The 15,897-nt window shown below is 36.6% G+C and carries 15 protein-coding genes and 1 tRNA gene; 11 read left to right on the plus strand and 5 right to left on the minus strand.

Annotated elements, in window-relative coordinates; genetic code table 11:
* Positions 1-143: 143 nt before the first annotated feature.
* Together cobS and cobC are read left to right on the plus strand one after the other, a co-directional pair.
* On the plus strand, positions 144-926 hold the full coding sequence (cobS, locus tag C1634_RS17335; protein ID WP_103235461.1) for an adenosylcobinamide-GDP ribazoletransferase: 783 nt from the start codon (positions 144-146) through the stop codon (positions 924-926).
* Positions 911-1,465, plus strand: coding sequence for an alpha-ribazole phosphatase family protein (cobC, locus tag C1634_RS17340; RefSeq protein ID WP_109738828.1), 555 nt, complete (start codon positions 911-913; stop codon positions 1,463-1,465). Before cobS ends, cobC begins: the two co-directional genes overlap by 16 nt.
* A gap of 170 nt (positions 1,466-1,635) precedes the next feature.
* On the opposite strand, the gene C1634_RS17345 is transcribed toward cobC, so the two are convergent.
* From C1634_RS17345 to C1634_RS26535, 3 genes are all read right to left on the minus strand, one after another.
* Positions 1,636-3,390, minus strand: coding sequence for a hypothetical protein (locus C1634_RS17345; protein WP_103233516.1), 1,755 nt, complete (start codon positions 3,388-3,390; stop codon positions 1,636-1,638).
* A gap of 243 nt (positions 3,391-3,633) precedes the next feature.
* Positions 3,634-3,743, minus strand: a tRNA-OTHER gene (locus C1634_RS26105).
* Positions 3,744-3,860: 117 nt separating this feature from the next.
* Positions 3,861-4,661 carry an RtcB family protein gene (locus C1634_RS26535; RefSeq protein WP_394337104.1) on the minus strand — a complete coding sequence of 267 codons (801 nt, stop codon included), beginning with the start codon at positions 4,659-4,661 and terminating at the stop codon, positions 3,861-3,863.
* Positions 4,662-5,404: 743 nt separating this feature from the next.
* Between C1634_RS26535 and C1634_RS17355 the strand changes: the two genes are divergently transcribed.
* The 3 genes from C1634_RS17355 to C1634_RS26110 all read left to right on the plus strand — a co-directional run bounded on the left by C1634_RS17355 (position 5,405) and on the right by C1634_RS26110 (position 7,064).
* Positions 5,405-5,740 (plus strand): HopJ type III effector protein, encoded by a 336-nt coding sequence (locus C1634_RS17355; RefSeq protein WP_103233518.1) that lies wholly within the window; start codon positions 5,405-5,407, stop codon positions 5,738-5,740.
* A gap of 64 nt (positions 5,741-5,804) precedes the next feature.
* The gene (locus tag C1634_RS17360; RefSeq protein ID WP_103233519.1) at positions 5,805-6,824 is read left to right on the plus strand and encodes a helix-turn-helix transcriptional regulator; all 1,020 of its coding nucleotides are present in this window, start codon (positions 5,805-5,807) and stop codon (positions 6,822-6,824) included.
* Between the two features lie 102 nt (positions 6,825-6,926).
* Positions 6,927-7,064, plus strand: a complete 138-nt coding sequence (locus C1634_RS26110) for a hypothetical protein (RefSeq protein WP_165835351.1) — start codon at positions 6,927-6,929, stop codon at positions 7,062-7,064.
* A 311-nt stretch (positions 7,065-7,375) separates the two neighbouring features.
* Here the strand turns inward: C1634_RS26110 and C1634_RS17365 are convergent, their stop codons facing one another.
* Together C1634_RS17365 and C1634_RS17370 are read right to left on the minus strand one after the other, a co-directional pair.
* The gene (locus C1634_RS17365; protein ID WP_103233520.1) at positions 7,376-8,560 is read right to left on the minus strand and encodes a DUF1501 domain-containing protein; all 1,185 of its coding nucleotides are present in this window, start codon (positions 8,558-8,560) and stop codon (positions 7,376-7,378) included.
* A 178-nt stretch (positions 8,561-8,738) separates the two neighbouring features.
* On the minus strand, positions 8,739-10,118 hold the full coding sequence (locus C1634_RS17370; RefSeq protein ID WP_103233521.1) for a DUF1800 domain-containing protein: 1,380 nt from the start codon (positions 10,116-10,118) through the stop codon (positions 8,739-8,741).
* A 367-nt stretch (positions 10,119-10,485) separates the two neighbouring features.
* Here C1634_RS17370 and C1634_RS17375 point away from each other — a divergent pair, with 367 nt between their 5' ends.
* From C1634_RS17375 to C1634_RS17400, 6 genes are all read left to right on the plus strand, one after another.
* Positions 10,486-11,049 carry a hypothetical protein gene (locus C1634_RS17375; protein WP_103233522.1) on the plus strand — a complete coding sequence of 188 codons (564 nt, stop codon included), beginning with the start codon at positions 10,486-10,488 and terminating at the stop codon, positions 11,047-11,049.
* A gap of 116 nt (positions 11,050-11,165) precedes the next feature.
* Positions 11,166-12,215: a glucokinase gene (locus tag C1634_RS17380; RefSeq protein WP_103233526.1), complete on the plus strand. Its 1,050-nt coding sequence runs from the start codon at positions 11,166-11,168 to the stop codon at positions 12,213-12,215.
* A gap of 142 nt (positions 12,216-12,357) precedes the next feature.
* Entirely contained in the window at positions 12,358-12,924 is a 567-nt protein-coding gene (locus C1634_RS17385; protein WP_103233523.1) for a YceI family protein, read from the plus strand.
* Between the two features lie 78 nt (positions 12,925-13,002).
* Entirely contained in the window at positions 13,003-13,629 is a 627-nt protein-coding gene (locus C1634_RS17390; RefSeq protein WP_103233524.1) for a YceI family protein, read from the plus strand.
* A 121-nt stretch (positions 13,630-13,750) separates the two neighbouring features.
* Positions 13,751-14,401, plus strand: a complete 651-nt coding sequence (locus C1634_RS17395; RefSeq protein ID WP_109738829.1) for an alpha/beta hydrolase — start codon at positions 13,751-13,753, stop codon at positions 14,399-14,401.
* 99 nt (positions 14,402-14,500) lie between these two features.
* Complete coding sequence (locus C1634_RS17400; RefSeq protein WP_109738830.1) at positions 14,501-15,844, plus strand: ammonium transporter; 1,344 nt, start codon at positions 14,501-14,503, stop codon at positions 15,842-15,844.
* The last annotated feature ends 53 nt before the right edge of the window (positions 15,845-15,897 follow it).

A 15,897-nucleotide genomic window follows, 5' to 3' on the forward strand; every position in this document is an offset into this window, starting at 1 on the left:
AAATACTCCGGAAATAAAAGGGATGAACTTCGAATGATAAGATTCATGTTTCTCATTTTTTTAATTGATCTCTTTACCATTGTTAAAAGCTTTCCTAATTTTACGGGAATTGGTTAAACCAGTTTTATATTTAAAAAGAACGTATGAAAGTCCTCAAGAATGAAATGATCTATTTTGCCACAGCACTCATGTTCTTCACAAGAATTCCGGTTCCGTTTACCGTTCCTTATTCTAGTGAGATCATGAATAAATCTCAAAAATACTTTGCCTGGGTCGGGCTCTTGGTAGGATTGATCAATGCCGTGATTCTTTATCTTTCAACATTGCTTTTTAATCTTGAAATAGGAATCGTTTTAATGATGATTTCCAGTGTTTTATTGACCGGAGCATTTCATGAAGATGGTTTTACAGATATGTGCGACAGTTTCGGAGGGGGATATGGGAAAGAGAAAATTCTCACCATCATGAAAGACAGCCGGGTAGGAGCGTACGGAACTATTGGGATTATCCTGCTTTTTGCGTTAAAATTTTACAGTATTCAGGCGTTGGGAATGGCTGATCCCGTGGGAGTTTTACTCATTGTTATTCTAGGGCATACCGTAAGCCGCTTTATTTCGGGAACAATGATTTATACTCATCAATATGTTACGGATATTGATGTCAGCAAATCGAAACCTTTAGCCAATAAACCATTGGACGGAATGGCTTTAATAGTAGGATTTATCAGTGTTTTACTTGCTTTTTACCTGATCCCGGACTGGCATTTGATTTTTGCATTTGCCCTGGCATATCTTGGGAAAGTGTATATGGGGTGGTATTTTAAAAAGCATATCGGAGGCTATACCGGAGATTGTCTGGGGTCTGTTCAGCAGGTTTGTGAAGTTTTGTTTTACTTAGGAACAATGATCGTATGGAAATTCATCTGATTCGTCATACCGCTGTAGAAAATCCTGAAAACCTGTGTTATGGTTTTGCAGAAATACCATTACGGAAGGAGTATGCGCAGGATTTTAAAGAAATAAATTTGAATAACGACTATGACTTTATTGTTTCAAGCCCTTCACAACGCTGCCATTTTTTAGCAGATTATTTTAGGCTTAATTATATAATAGATGAAAGAATTCGCGAAATGAATTTCGGGAACTGGGAACTGCAAAAATGGACTGATATTTCGGAAGAAGAAATCAATCCGTGGTACAAAGATTTTCTCAATGTAAAAGCTTCTGGAGGTGAAAATCTACTTGAAATGCAGGTCCGTGTCCTCAGTTTCTGGAAGGAACTCACTCAGAAAAAAGATATCAAAAAAGTGCTGGTCATCACCCATGCCGGAGTCATTCGTCTGATCCTTCAGGCTGTACTTCAGTTTCCACTGGAGAATATGTTTACGATTCAGATCGATTATGGAAAGAAAGTTATCATTGATATAAATGAAGATATTTTTTCTGTTAAAAAGGTGAATGTATAATACTGACCAACATCCCAACTGAAGACGGGAAAATTCCCCTCCTCTGGAGGGGTGGCGAAAATTCAAAGAATTTTTGACGGGGTGGTTCTCAACGTTTCTTTATTCTCCTCTATACCCAGCTCCATCCACAAAAAAACGCCACCCGATACAATCAGATGACGTGATAGGATTTATTTAAAAATCCTGATAAAACTATCTTTTTCAAGGCTTTCCAGTGAGAAATCAAAATCAGCTTCCGCTTTTTTTGTTGTAATCTCTGCTCCAAGCTCTTTGATAAGCTCATTGAAAGACATTGCTTCGTACCATTGCTGATACAAGGCACTGGTTGCCATGATGGATACCTCATTATTTCCTGAAACTTGAGAATGTCCCGCTCCGAAATTCAACAGTACGAAACATTGCTTTCCGTCCTTTGGTAACAGCATTCCCAGAATCATTTGTTTCTGAACCGAGTTACATCTGGCTTCAGCAAAGAGATTGTTAGGATTCATCATATAGTCGTAGGAAATGTTATCTCCTTTTCCGATGACGATTTTATATCCACAATTCGTATCACCACTGAAAACGTTATTCATGACAAGTGTTGGCGTACTCAGCCCTTTATTGGCGTAAAGATATTCAACAGCACCGTTGGGAGCAGAAGTCATATCTCCGGAATACATCAATTGTCCTTCCCCATGATTATAAGCGGCATTCCAACCTATTTTTCCGGCAATATTCAATCCTGAAAGGTCAAGGTCTCGGGCACCCCACTGATCTTCCCAATAAATACCCACAGCTAGTCTATCACCATAAAAACGCGTTCCGGTAGGAATATTTCCCACAAACATTTTTTCAGAAGTTGGCAATGCAAATTCTACATTCTCCGGGAAATAGAATTTCTTTCCGGAAAGGCTCTCATATTTCAGTTTCAAAAAGTCCAGAATGAAATCATAATTAAATTGATTCACGTAAGTTTCCTTACCTTTTTTAGTCCATGATTTTCCATTTCTGACTCTGTAAACAAAAGTATCCTGACCATACATTCTTGAATGACATGCTGACAATGCTTTGAATAATGCAAACGGTGTCGCATTTTCCAGCCAATGCCAATCGCTGTTTTCCAGCAATGTATTGGTAGCATCATTCAATGGGTTTGAAATGAATGGCTTATGGTGTATTTTAGACAGCTTGGATATTTTATTGACCACTTTTGGAGCTCTGTTTTTATAGGCAAGGAATAAAGGCTTAAATCTGTTAAAAATTTCTGCCAGTTTTTCCAGTCCAAAGCTTTCAAACAGATATGTTGGATTAAATTTACTTTGCTTGATTACATTAATTAAATCATCATTTTTAATGAGAAGCGTTGTATTCGTTGTTTTATAAATGACATAACGGAAAAACTCAACGGGATTTTCAGGATAGATGTCATATAAGTCGGCTATTTTTATGATCGCTTCTTTATTTTTGATGTTTTCTTTTCCCGTAAAATCATAGTCCAGTTCTGTATGCAAAATAGAAAGCAGATCATCAATAGTTTCTTCTTTCAAAGCAATTCCGGATCTTAAAAGAGAAAGGCATTTTTCCTGCATTTCTTCTACAGTATAGGCTTTGACTACTTTAAAGATCAGTTTCATGTTTGGAACATTCAAAACTTCTTCAGGAATATAAATTTCGTTCTGAAAATTACTTCCGTATGTTGAAATATAATGTTCGATCTGTTCAAAAAACAATTCTATTCTGGAAGTATTTTTTATTTTCTCCCAGGATTTATGAAAGGTTTTATTCAAATCATTTCCATTCAGTTTTTCCTTTGCATAATAAGAGATGATCTCTTTTTTTGCCCAAACTGCATCAGGCTCAATGATAAAACCATTATCAGAAATAAGTGGCTTTTCATCAGATTTTCTAGCCAGTACAGCATTGAATAATTGTAGTGTTTTCATTGTTTTAAGTTTAAAAAATAAGTGAGGAGTAGATTCATTAAAAGTGAAGAGTATAGGAACTCCTTTTACCTATAGTTTATAAAAAGCGGGGAGTATTTTTCCAAAAAATATAGGAACTCCCTTTGCCTTATAATTTGTAAAAAGGCGGAAAGTAATTCTGAATTATAGGAACTTTCTTTGCCTTCAATTTTTTTATCTTATGAAAATGACGAATACGTGAATATAAGCATTTTCGTTATTTTGAGGAGCAGACAGGACTCGAACCTGTGACCCACAATCTTGGCGATTTATAGGAACTTTAGTTGCCTGCAGCGAAAAGTAATTTGTTGCTCTACCATCTGAGCTACTGCCCCTGCCGTTATGAAAAAAGTTTTCATGAACCCTACAGGCTTTTACACCTGTAAGGCTTGGTTATTAGTTTTTATCAACCTATAAGGTTTGCATAGTAAGCAAGTTTTAAATATTAAAAATTATGCTTTTCTGAATTTCTTCTTTTTCTTCCATGGTGCGTTCTTCTGCACGTCTCCAGCCATAATACATCCATAAGGCATCACTTCATCCAGAACTTCGCAAAGTCCGTACTCCTCAATCTGTGCTCTTACATTCTTCGCACTTTTATAGGCGCTGGGAAGTTCAGAAATATCAACTTCATTGGAGTAGAAACGGATATCCAATCCTTCTGTTTCCTCATTGAAGATTTCTTCAGTCGTTTTATGAGCCAAAGATCTTTTATGCTGGCTTCTGCTGAAGTTTCTTCCGGCTCCATGCGGTGCGAAACCTAGGTTTCTTTCATTTGTTTTTCCCTGAACGATCAATACCGGTTCTGCCATATTCAACGGGATCAGTCTTGGTCCCGTGATATCAGGCATGAATTTATCATCCAGCGGAGTAGCTCCTTTTGCATGGTAGAACAGATCTCCATCTTTGAAAACGAAGTTATGCTCATTCCAATATCTATCTTTCTTCTCCATTTCCAGTTTGTTCAAAACTGCATCATGAAGGGAAGTATGGTTTTCTTTTGTCCATTGTCTGATCAGCTGTAGCGCTTCCCAATAGGATTGTCCTTCTTCGGTATCATAAGGAATCCAGGCGTTTTCTCTCAATGTTTCAGGGGATATTTCCTGTCTGAAACGGTTGGCAACCTTCATTCCTTTATCATATAATGCAGCTCCCGGTGCTCTGGAACCGTGATGTGTGACCATCATGGTATTTCCTGTATTTTTGGAAATTCCCACGAAAAGGAAGTGGTTTCCGTCTCCCTGAGTTCCCATATGAGAACGGGCAATGCTGATCAGTTTTTCATCATTTAAGAATTCATTTTCTCTGAAAGCATCCATCAGTTCCTGGGACATTGGCATTTGTTCTCCTCTTGGTCTTCCTCCATATCCAAAATGTGTTATAGAATGAGCTGCATCTAAGACATCTTTAGGATTTGTTTTTCCAAAATCTGTCAACATCACAGAACAGCAGATATCAGCGCTATGAAATCCTGGGTGAATGGCATTTTTGGCAACCACCACACCACCTACCGGGATTTGACCTTCAGGACCTGTAGGGCAGGCATCAGGCATTAAAGCTCCGTCAATCAGTGTAGGAGTTTTCATCAGGACTTTCATGGTTCTGATTACTTTTTCTACATTATCACTTTCACTTTCGTGTTCTGCACGGATGTTGATCATAAAATCTTTAGCCGTTTCATGAAGCGGAATAATGTCCGGCTGCTTGAACTGTACAAGATATTCTGCGATCTGATGTTCATCCAGATTATTCTCATTGATATAGCTAATAGCATCTTTAAACCATTTTGCTGGTCTATATCCTAATTCGATTAAATGATTACCATTAAATTCCATTTTGTTTCATTTTGATAGTGCAAAGTAAATGCGTTATTGCGCAACTATTTTGCGTAGATAAAGAAATTTTAATTATTTTTACAAAAAGTTTAATTAAAAAGGCGAAAAGGCAGATCTGCAAATTGGCCAAACCAATATATAATTTAAAAAAAACAAGGCTCATGGTATTATTAGAACAACTAAAACATTTCCCGGAAACGATACAGTTTAATGATGTTATTGCTCACATTGATGAAAATTATGAATTTACTCCTACTGCTTTTCAGAATGGAGATACTACGAACCAGGCGGGACAGAATAACGGTTCGTGTAAAGTTTTCAGCTTCGCCAGCATTCAGGATCTGACAAAAGAAGAAACACTTTGTCTTTTTGGAGAATTCTATAGAGAAGATGTGTTGAAAAATCCGGAGGGAACTGATCACCAGAATATCCGAAACTTTATAAAATTTGGCTGGGAGGGCATTACTTTTGACGAAAATGCGCTGAAAGAGAAATAGTTTTTTAGAAAAGATCAAAAGGCGAATTGCTTAATACAAACACCCAATCATTAAACACTAAGGTATGTCATCCAATAAAAACGCTCTGATCAGATATAAAACATTAGATAAATGTCTTAAAAATAAATATAGAAAATATACGCTGGAAGATCTGATCGATGAATGTTCAGAAGCATTATTTGAATTCGAAGGAAAAGAATCTTATGTAAGTAAGCGGACCGTTCAGCTTGATTTGCAAAATATGCGGAGTGAAAAATTTGGGTATGAAGCTCCTATTGAAGTGTACGAAAGAAAATATTACCGTTACAGTGATGCTGACTACAGTATTCATAATATCTCTGTTAATGAAAGTGACCTGAAGGCGATGAACAATGCGGTTCAGATTTTAAAACAATTCAAAGACTTTTCTATGTTTAAGGAAATGAACGGGGTCATTCAGAAGCTGGAAGACTCTATTCACGCAACAAGCCAGAAGTCTATCATTCATCTGGATAAAAATGAACAACTGAAAGGACTGGAACATATTGATATCCTGTATGAAAGTATCTTGAATAAAAAAGGATTGAAGATTCTCTATAAAAGTTTTACGGCAAGGGAATCCAATATTTTTACTGTTCATCCGCAGCTGTTGAAAGAATTCAACAACCGTTGGTTTTTGATCTGTCTCTATAAGCAGAAAATGTATAATCTGGCGTTGGACAGGATGGAAAGTATTGAAGTAGATGAAAAACTTCAATATATTGACAAAGATCTGGATGGTGATGATTATTTTAAAGATATTGTGGGAGTTACGGTTTCAGAAGGAATTACTCCCAGAAATGTCATCTTTTGGGTGGATGCAGGCAATGCTCCCTATGTTAAAACAAAGCCGCTGCATAAAAGCCAGGAAATTATAAAGGAAGATCATGATGGAACTCTGTTTAAAATATGTGTTCAGATCAATTTCGAACTGGAAAGGCTCTTGCTGGGATTTGGAGATTCTCTGATTGTTCATAGACCCCAAAAATTAAGATTGAAGATGGATGAAAAATTCAAAGCCGGAAGTCATAATTATCAGAATCTGATTGTTCCTGATGAGAATTAAGATTGCTTAAGGTATTTATTGATAGTGGGTTGTGTAAAATAATTTGTTCTTTCGTTTTATCTTGGCTTGAAAATTGTATTTATATAGCAACAATACCACACTATGAAATCAAGAATATTTAAAGCATTAATAGCAATCCTAGCCCCTATAGCAATAGAATATATTGTTAAAAAAATATCTGAGAAACTTGATAAAAAAGAAGATCAGAAAGATCAAAAGCCAAAGCAAATTACGGCTTAAACGTAATAGTAGTTAAAATTTAAAATTATTGAAAAAGAGACTGTCATGAGTATGCACAGTCTCTTTTTTGTTGATTGATTTTGAGGGGAAGTTATTTTGACCACCCCGTCAAAAATTCTTTGAATTTTTGCCACCCCTCCGAGGGAGGGGAATTTTTACGTCTCCAGTTGGGATATTGGTCAGAATTGTAATCTTTATTACCACTTGAAAATCGAAGATTTTCAAAAACTCAAGTGTTCTTCTCAAGCATTTAGTAGTTTCTTAAAATAACTTAAGTGTTCAAATAACCTTCGCGACTTTTACGGATTTCTCTACACAAAATCATAAATTCCGTCTTTCCAGCCCAATACTTTGGACGAATCCGCTTTAAGCCAGTTTTTCAGGATCGTAGCATAGACCTTTCTGAAATCTTCCTTGTAGATAAGATCTCCTTCATTGAGATTTTGCAAATCCGGGAGCGCGTTCAAAAGGCCTTTCTTTTTAAGATTTCCGCCGATAAAAAACATTTGGTTGGCCGTTCCGTGATCCGTTCCATTGCTGGCATTCTGGGCAACGCGGCGTCCGAATTCTGAAAATGTCATGAGCAGGATGTTTTTGAACAGTCCATTACTTTTCATATCGGCTACAAATGATTTTACCGCTTCATTGATATCATCAAATAATTTTTTCTGTCTTTCATTTTGATTGACATGGGTATCAAAACTCCCGATCGAAAGGTAATACACTTGGGTGTTGATGTCAGATTTTATTAAAGAAGCTACCGTTTTAAAATCTTTCCCTAACTGAGAATTAGGATAAGTCTGTTCTGTTTTTTTGGCTTTGCTTTTTTCAAAAATATAATCGGCATTATTGATCGTGGAACCTAAAGTCTGATAAAGATAAGACACCGTTTCATCATCGTGGTGATGGTCATAGAGAGACTTAAAATATTTTTCCTGACTGGTCTGATAAAGTCTTTTAGGATCTTTAAAGGCGAAAGCTTTATTGTGATCTCCTTTTAAGGCCAAACTCAGCATATCATCCACTTCTAAGGCCTGAGTAGGATGGTCACATCGGTAGCATTCTTCATCCAGAAAACGGCCAAGCCAGCCTGTTTCCAAAAACTGATCACTTCTGCTTGCCGACTGCCAGATATCCATGCTGCGGAAATGCGACTTGTCCGGATTGGGATACCCCACATTGTTCATCACAGAAAGTTCCCCATTATCAAAAAGCTCTTTAAAATAGGAGAGAGAAGGATTGATCCCCGCTTCATCAGTCAATGCCATTGAATCTTGAATGGCCAGCGTTTTCCTTTCCCTGAAATAAATGTCATTTTTGGATGGAACAATGGTATTCAAACCATCATTTCCTCCCGTAAACTGAAGCACTACCAGGATATTCTGATTAGGATTCAGGGCCTCATCCAAGGTCATCGCTTTTAAGAAATTAGGCATCAGCATAGAAGCAGTAGCCAGTGAACTTATTTTTAGGAATTCTCTTCTTTTGATTAACATAATTTTGTTTTTAGGGTAAAGGTGACTGATAGGTGATAGGTTGCGGGTTGCAGGACTTGTCTATATTTTTACTACTGTTTGTTTTTATAAAAATTTTATAGCAGCAAATAATAAATAAATGGTGCTAAGTTATACTGCGACCGTTATTACCCGCTACCTGCAACCTAAAATCTTCTCCCTACATTAACTGGTATTCCGGAGTAGACATCAGGTTGATTACATTCATTTTTATGCTTTTGTCTGAAAAATTCTTCACAGAGCTCATATCTAGACTTTGAGTATTCTGCAGAAGATAATCTTCACAGTTTTTATTAGCGAAAAGCTTTTCAATACGGCCCCAGTCGATCGTGATATTCGGATTTTTAAAGCTTTTATTTAAAGCTGTTTCCCGGGATTTCATTCCCATATCAATATCATCATCCTGTCGAGGGCTGTATTCTAAAGGCCGGAGGCCGGACCAGATCTGTGGCACCTGAAGTCTCAGCATCAAGGTAGAGCTGTCAATCCACGATTTTCCGTTGGGCCACCCTGCTACATTGGGGGGATAAAGGAGCATCTGTCCTAATAATTTCTGATAAACGATGAGGTTTTCAGGATTCTGAATCTGCATAGGAAGTATCCGCATGATACCCGCCATTAGCTCCACAGGAGATTTTATCCGGTTACCTATATTTTTTTGATCATAAAACCATGTGCTCGAAAAGATCTCAGTCATCAGCTTTTTGATATCATATCCGGAATTGTAAAAATTCGCACTGAGTTTATTAACGATATCCTGATCGATCTTTTCATTGACAAAGAACTTATATATCTTGGTGGTAATAAACTGTGCTGTTGTTTTCTGTTCCAGAATAATATTTAAAACATCATTTCCATCGAAGTTGCCTGTTTTTCCTAGAAAAGTTTTAGCCCCTTCATCGTGGAGGTTTTTTCTTTCTTTAAAATTTCCTTCCTTATCATAGCTCCATCCTGTAAAGGCTCTGGCACCTTCTCTCACGTCTTTTTCCGTATAGTTGCCTCTTCCCATGGTAAACAGTTCCATGACTTCGCGGGCGAAATTTTCATTAGGATGATCTTTTTTGTTCTGTTGATTATTCAGAAAATTAAGCATGGCCGGCGACTGGCTTACTTCAAAAAGCAGGTCTTTGAAATTTCCCAGTGCATTTTTCCGGATAGTATTTAAAAGCTGTTTGTTGAACTTTGGATTTACCACTCTTGAGGCAAAATGCCCATGCCAGAAAAACGCTATCTTTTCCCTCATCTGTTCCTTGCTGTTAACTATTTTATCCAGAAAGTTGAGGTTAAGTTCATTATTTTGCTCCCTGTTGATTCGCTGCATTTCTTTTTTCTTTTCTGCAGGAGCAGTACTGTTCATATAATCTGCGGCAGAATCCGGATCCGGAGTGCTATAAGTAATCTCAGTAAAGTTATCCTCTTTAAATAACTCATTCATCAACGTTTTAATGTTCTTATTCTTCAGATCATCAATTTGATTAACTCCAAGACCGAAACCTGCCCGCCAAAGAAGATGTTTATTTTTTAATAATGAATCAGCCATGAGAATTTATTTTTTTGATGTATTTACAGGATAAAGGTTAAAAGTAATAACGGGTTAAGAATTGTTAATATTGTTGAGAGGGCTGGGGGCTGGAGGAATGAGGCTGGGAGTTATTATGTTGTAGAAAAGAGGATTAAGTTTTATAATAGTATATTACTTCCATCTCCCTGCTTCCTTTCTTCCTTAATTCACTTTTCGATATCATTTTTTGATAATTTTTTGTTAAACAAACATTTAAATTTTGTTAAAAAATAAGATATTGATATTCATTGTTTTATGGTTTGTTTGAGTGTTAAAATCAATGAATTAACCTTGCTTGGCACGATTTTTACATCCTCTTGTTTAGTAAAATTTAAAAATTAGAGTTATGAAAATGTTTAAACAAGCAATATTGCTGGCTGGAGTTTTAACAGCAGGTATAGCAAGCGCCCAAAGTTCTCAAATGAATAATATGATTAAAGTAGGTGCAAATGTTGGTTTAGCAGTTCCCTCAGATAATCTTTCTGCTGCAGTAGGAGTAGATGTTGCTTACCAGAACCTGATTACACCAGGATTTGGATTAGGTATCGCAACAGGATATACTCACTATTTCGGAAAAGAGAACAACGGGTATAAGAACAATGATGTAGGAGTAGTTCCTGTAGCAGCTTTAATCAGAATTTATCCAAAACAAACAGGTTTCTATTTCGGAACAGATTTAGGATATGGTTTCCTGGTTGGAGATAAAACAGTTGCATCAAACACCAATGTTGAAAGAGCAAACGGAGGTTTCTACATCAAGCCGGAGATTGGATACCACAACAGAGACTGGAATTTCTTCGTACAATACCAAAAGGTTTTTGTAGGAACAAAAGGAGATTTGCCAGGTCAGGACTATAATGTGGGGAATATCGGAGTAGGATTCGGTTACAATATTCCATTAGGAAAGTAGTTAGATTTAATATATAAACAATTATTAACCAAAACCTTTTCACGAAAGTGGAAAGGTTTTTTTGTTCTGTGCAGGATTTACAAAAACAATTATTATATTTGGTAAAATTAGAGGTTATGATTCTGAATCCAAAATTTCCACTTTATTTACCAGGAGTAGAGAACAGTAATAATGATAATGTTTCTATCATTGGAGCAAGTCTTCGTGAAGATATAACGATCTTAGGATATTTTGTTTCCGGAAACGGAGGTCTTGAGATACAAGTACAAAATACCTATGCAACTAAAGAATATGCTGCTTTTTCAGATATTTTAAAGAAGTTTATCCAGGATAATCAACTGCAAAATGTAAAACGTCTGGGAATGGCTGTGCCAGGTCCTGTACTTTACGGGAAAAGTAGTCCTGTAAGGTTGGGATGGAATTTAGATGTTGAAGAATATGCCCGTGATTTCGGGTTTGAAAAAGTAGACATGCTGAACGATCTTGAAGCTTCTGCTTACGGAATGGCTCTTCTTGAAGATAACGATCTTGAAGCGATCTATACCAGCGGACATCTTGAAAGAGGAAACGTAGCAGTTCTTGCTCCCGGAAACGGACTGGGGGAGGCTGGATATTTCTTTGATGGAAAATACCTGAGACCTTTCGCAACTGAAGGAGGTCACTCAGAATTTTCACCAAGAACCAACGTAGAAGTTGAGTTTTACCAGTTCTTAAATAATATCTATGGTATTGTAAGCTGGGAAAATGTACTTTCCAAGTCTGGATTATTCAATATTTATAGATTCTTAAGAGATGTGAAAAGACACCCTGAACCAGAATGGCTGAGCGAGCGTCTTGCACAGGGTAATTTCGTAGAAGAACTATATAAAGCAGCAGTAGAGGAGAATGTCCTTATTTGCAAAATTGCTTTGGATACCTTCCTTGAGTTTTTGGCAAGAGAAGCAAACAACTTAACATTAAAGCTTAAAGCTACCGGAGGATTACTGATTGCCGGAGATATTCCACAAACCATAAGAGAATACATTGATAAAGCTAAATTCTATGAGAAATTCAAGATCAGTGATAAAATGGAGGAGATGCTTAGAAGTACTCCCATCTATCTGGTCAAGCAAAATCATACAGCATTAAATGGTATAGCGCTTTATACCGCTTACTATCAAGAATAAACAGAGCTCCGAAGAAATTCGGAGTTTTTTTATGAGATGATATTATTCATGAAAATAATAAAATTTATTGATATACATCAATGAAATCTATTGAATAAGATACCTACATTTGTATTATTAAATAAGTAAATAACTCTATTCAATGAAAAAAATATTTTTATTAGCAGTTTTAGCTGGTGGTCTAGCTTTCGGACAGTCAAAAAAAGTAGTAGCGTCTGATGTACACTGGTGGGGATACAAAGTAGCAAAATCTGAGGCTAGCTCTCACGACGGTACTGTAAAAGTAAAGTCTGGAGATATGGTAATGAAAGGAAACCAATTAGTAGGCGGTAGCTTCGTTTTGGATATGACTTCTATCAGCTCTACTGACCTTACAGGAGAATATCAGCAAAAACTAAACGGGCACCTTAAGAACGGTGACTTCTTTGAAGTTGAAAAATTCCCTACAGCAAGTTTCAAAATTACAGGAGTAAAGAAAAACAACGATAAAGTGTACAACTCTCTTGTAACAGGAAACCTTACTGTAAAAGGAAAAACAAACCCAGTTTCTTTCCCTGCTAAGATTTCTTACAGCAAAGGAGTAGTAAGTTTAGTATCAAACAAATTCTCTTTCGACAGACAAAAATTTGATGTAGCTTACAAGTCTACAATGCAGGATGTTTTTGTGAAAGATGATATTGAAATGCTTGTAAAAGTAACTGCTCAATAAATTAATCAAAAAAAGATTGTTAAAAGTGTAGAAGTTCTACACTTTTTTTTATTTTTGTTGAATTGTAAATAAAAAAGAATGAAAAGATTACTATTGTTTGCTATGGTGTGTGCAGGCATATCATTTGTTTCTGCCCAAAAGAAATTTGATAAAGTTTCAAAAGTGACTTCATCAGAGATCAGATGGTGGGGGTATAAGGTGGTAAAAACCGAAGCATCTTCCCACTCAGGAACAGTAAAGCTGAAAAGCGGAAAATTCAACTTTGATCATACTGTTCTGGTAGACGGAGAGTTTGTGATAGATATGAGAAGTATGATGGCTGGAGATGTTTCCGATGAGGATCAGATCAAGCTTACTAATGATCTGAAAAGCACAAACTTCTTTGAAGTAAAAAAATTCCCTATTGCCAAATTCCATTTGACTAAAATTATTCCTTTAGCAAACAGTGAATACAATTCTACAGTCTATGGTGACCTTACCCTTAAAGGAGTGAGAAAGACGATTTCTTTCCCTGCGAATGTATACGTTACCCAGTTTACAACATCTATTGAATCTGCGAAGTTTTCTCTAAACAGAAGAGACTTTAAAGTATTCTATCAGTCTTCATTGAAAGATTATTTCATTAAGAATGAAATGGATATTCAGTTCAAAGTTACCACAGAAATGCTGGATAATGAGAATAGAGTTCCGAAGAAGAAAAAATAAGATTGAATATATTATCAATATAGAAAAGAGCAGTTCTCATGAGCTGCTTTTTTTATGACTTTATTCGATAAGATTTGTGGCAGCCATTCCCGTATTCCTGTATTTTTTATAAATTAGTAGTATGAAAATTTATATCGTAAGCGGTCTGGGAGCAGACTTTAAAGTCCTTGAAAGAATAACTTTTCCCAAACACTGTGAATTGATTTTTATAGATTGGCTTATTCCCGAAAAAAATGAGCCTTTTGATGCCTATGTTAAAAGAATGGCAGAGAAAGTAGACGACTCAGAGCCGTTCTGCTTGCTGGGATACTCTTTTGGAGGAATTATCGTGCAGGAGATCAATCAGCTGAAACCTGCTGAGAAAGTAGTGATTCTGGGAAGTATAAAATCTGACAAAGAAAAATCCAAATTCATAAAAACAGGTGAGGTAACCAAAATTCCAAGAATATTGCCTGTAGGCTTATTCAATGATAAAGCCGCGAATGTATATGCTGTTATCCGAAAGCTTTTTGATCCTAAAAATCCGAAGCTTATGCAATATTTTAAAGTAAAAGATCCTTATTACCTGAAATGGTCCGTAGAAAAAGTCTCCGAATGGAAGTTTGAAGAAAATCCCAATGTAATTCAGATCTTAGGAGATAAAGATATTGTTTTCCCAATCCGTTATTCCAATCCGGATTATGTCGTTAAGGGAGGAACCCATCTTTTTCCTGCGACCAAATCTAAAGAAGTTACTAAAATATTGAATGAAGTATTTTGTGAAAAAGAATAATATTATTTAATAAATAGTTTTTTTTACAGGGGTGTTGTTAAAAAAAATATGTTTTTATGGAATTTATATTTAAATTTGATAGGGTTAAATATAAATTTTATGAAAATAGGATTAAAATGGATCGTTTCATTCTCTGTGATTACACTTGTTGCATTCGGAGGTTTATTCTGGAATCCGGCAGCAGATATTCCTGATACACGCGAGTTTTTAAGCGAAGATAAAATTGTAGGGGCAGATGTCGCATGGATTTTGGCCGCTGCGGGGCTTGTCCTGTTGATGACGCCGGGGCTATCCTTTTTTTATGGAGGAATGGTAGGTCGGAAAAATGTGATTTCTACGATGTTGCAAAGCTTTATTGCTTTAGGAGTAATTTCTATTGTCTGGGTAGTCGTAGGATTTTCTTTATCTTTTGGAGAACCTCTGGGAATTACAATTGATGGGCAGCATTACGGAATTATTGGAAATCCATTAAGTTACCCCTTCTTTAGCGGCGTTGGAAATCTGCCCCATAAAATGATGGCGCCAACTATTCCCTTTATCCTGTTTGCCCTTTTTCAAATGAAATTTGCAGTAATTACACCTGCTATTATTACGGGATCTTTTGCGGAAAGGGTTCGTTTTATTTCTTATCTTTTATTCATTGTCCTTTTCAGTATTTGTATTTATACACCGCTTTGTCATATGGTATGGCATCCTGATGGTCTTTTGAACAAATATTTTGGAGTAAAAGATTTCGCAGGTGGAACCGTCGTACATATGAGTGCAGGTTTTGCAGCACTTGCAGGAGCTTTGGTGGTAGGAAACAGGAAAAATCCGCATCATGAGCCTTCCAATATTCCCTATGTGCTTCTGGGAACTGGAATGTTATGGTTTGGATGGTTCGGATTCAATGCAGGATCGGCATTGAGTGCTTCTGCTTCTGCAGCTACAGCTTTCGGAACCACTACCATTGCCTCCGCTTCAGCGATGCTGACTTGGATTTTTTTCGACAGGATCAATGGAAGAAGTGTATCTGCATTGGGAGCTTGTATTGGAGCTGTTGTAGGACTGGTGGCCATTACTCCCGGATGTGGCTTTGTAAGTATTCAGGAAAGTCTTTTTATAGGATTTATCACGGCGATAGTTTCAAATGTGATGGTCAACTGGAAAGCTTTAAAGAAGATCGATGATACTTTAGATGTTTTTGCCTGTCATGGAGTGGGAGGGATTATGGGAATGATTCTTACCGCCATTTTTGCCCATGGTGAAAAAGCTAGCCTGCTTCATGGAGGTTTTGAGGTTTTTCTTCACCACATGGCTGCATTAATTTTGGTTTCTGCTTTCACCTTTTTGGGTTCGTTGCTTTTGTATAAAATTACAGACTCTATGATTACATTACGCGTTTCTGAAGAGTCTGAAAATAAAGGGCTGGATCTTTCTCAGCATGAGGAAAGTTTCAATTGATAAAAAACAGGGCATGTTGATGATTCAATGCCCTGAGAAACTTTTAAAGTTTA

This window comes from Chryseobacterium viscerum, from assembly GCF_002899945.2.
Classification (GTDB): domain Bacteria; phylum Bacteroidota; class Bacteroidia; order Flavobacteriales; family Weeksellaceae; genus Chryseobacterium; species Chryseobacterium viscerum.

Coding starts and splice junctions, on each gene's coding strand:
- cobS (WP_103235461.1), top strand. CDS start 144: ATGAAAGTCCTCAAGAATGAAATGATCTATTTTGCCACAGCACTCATG.
- cobC (WP_109738828.1), top strand. CDS start 911: ATGGAAATTCATCTGATTCGTCATACCGCTGTAGAAAATCCTGAAAAC.
- C1634_RS17345 (WP_103233516.1), bottom strand. CDS start 3,390: ATGAAAACACTACAATTATTCAATGCTGTACTGGCTAGAAAATCTGAT.
- C1634_RS26535 (WP_394337104.1), bottom strand. CDS start 4,661: ATGGGAACTCAGGGAGACGGAAACCACTTCCTTTTCGTGGGAATTTCC.
- C1634_RS17355 (WP_103233518.1), top strand. CDS start 5,405: ATGGTATTATTAGAACAACTAAAACATTTCCCGGAAACGATACAGTTT.
- C1634_RS17360 (WP_103233519.1), top strand. CDS start 5,805: ATGTCATCCAATAAAAACGCTCTGATCAGATATAAAACATTAGATAAA.
- C1634_RS26110 (WP_165835351.1), top strand. CDS start 6,927: ATGAAATCAAGAATATTTAAAGCATTAATAGCAATCCTAGCCCCTATA.
- C1634_RS17365 (WP_103233520.1), bottom strand. CDS start 8,560: ATGTTAATCAAAAGAAGAGAATTCCTAAAAATAAGTTCACTGGCTACT.
- C1634_RS17370 (WP_103233521.1), bottom strand. CDS start 10,118: ATGGCTGATTCATTATTAAAAAATAAACATCTTCTTTGGCGGGCAGGT.
- C1634_RS17375 (WP_103233522.1), top strand. CDS start 10,486: ATGAAAATGTTTAAACAAGCAATATTGCTGGCTGGAGTTTTAACAGCA.
- C1634_RS17380 (WP_103233526.1), top strand. CDS start 11,166: ATGATTCTGAATCCAAAATTTCCACTTTATTTACCAGGAGTAGAGAAC.
- C1634_RS17385 (WP_103233523.1), top strand. CDS start 12,358: ATGAAAAAAATATTTTTATTAGCAGTTTTAGCTGGTGGTCTAGCTTTC.
- C1634_RS17390 (WP_103233524.1), top strand. CDS start 13,003: ATGAAAAGATTACTATTGTTTGCTATGGTGTGTGCAGGCATATCATTT.
- C1634_RS17395 (WP_109738829.1), top strand. CDS start 13,751: ATGAAAATTTATATCGTAAGCGGTCTGGGAGCAGACTTTAAAGTCCTT.
- C1634_RS17400 (WP_109738830.1), top strand. CDS start 14,501: ATGAAAATAGGATTAAAATGGATCGTTTCATTCTCTGTGATTACACTT.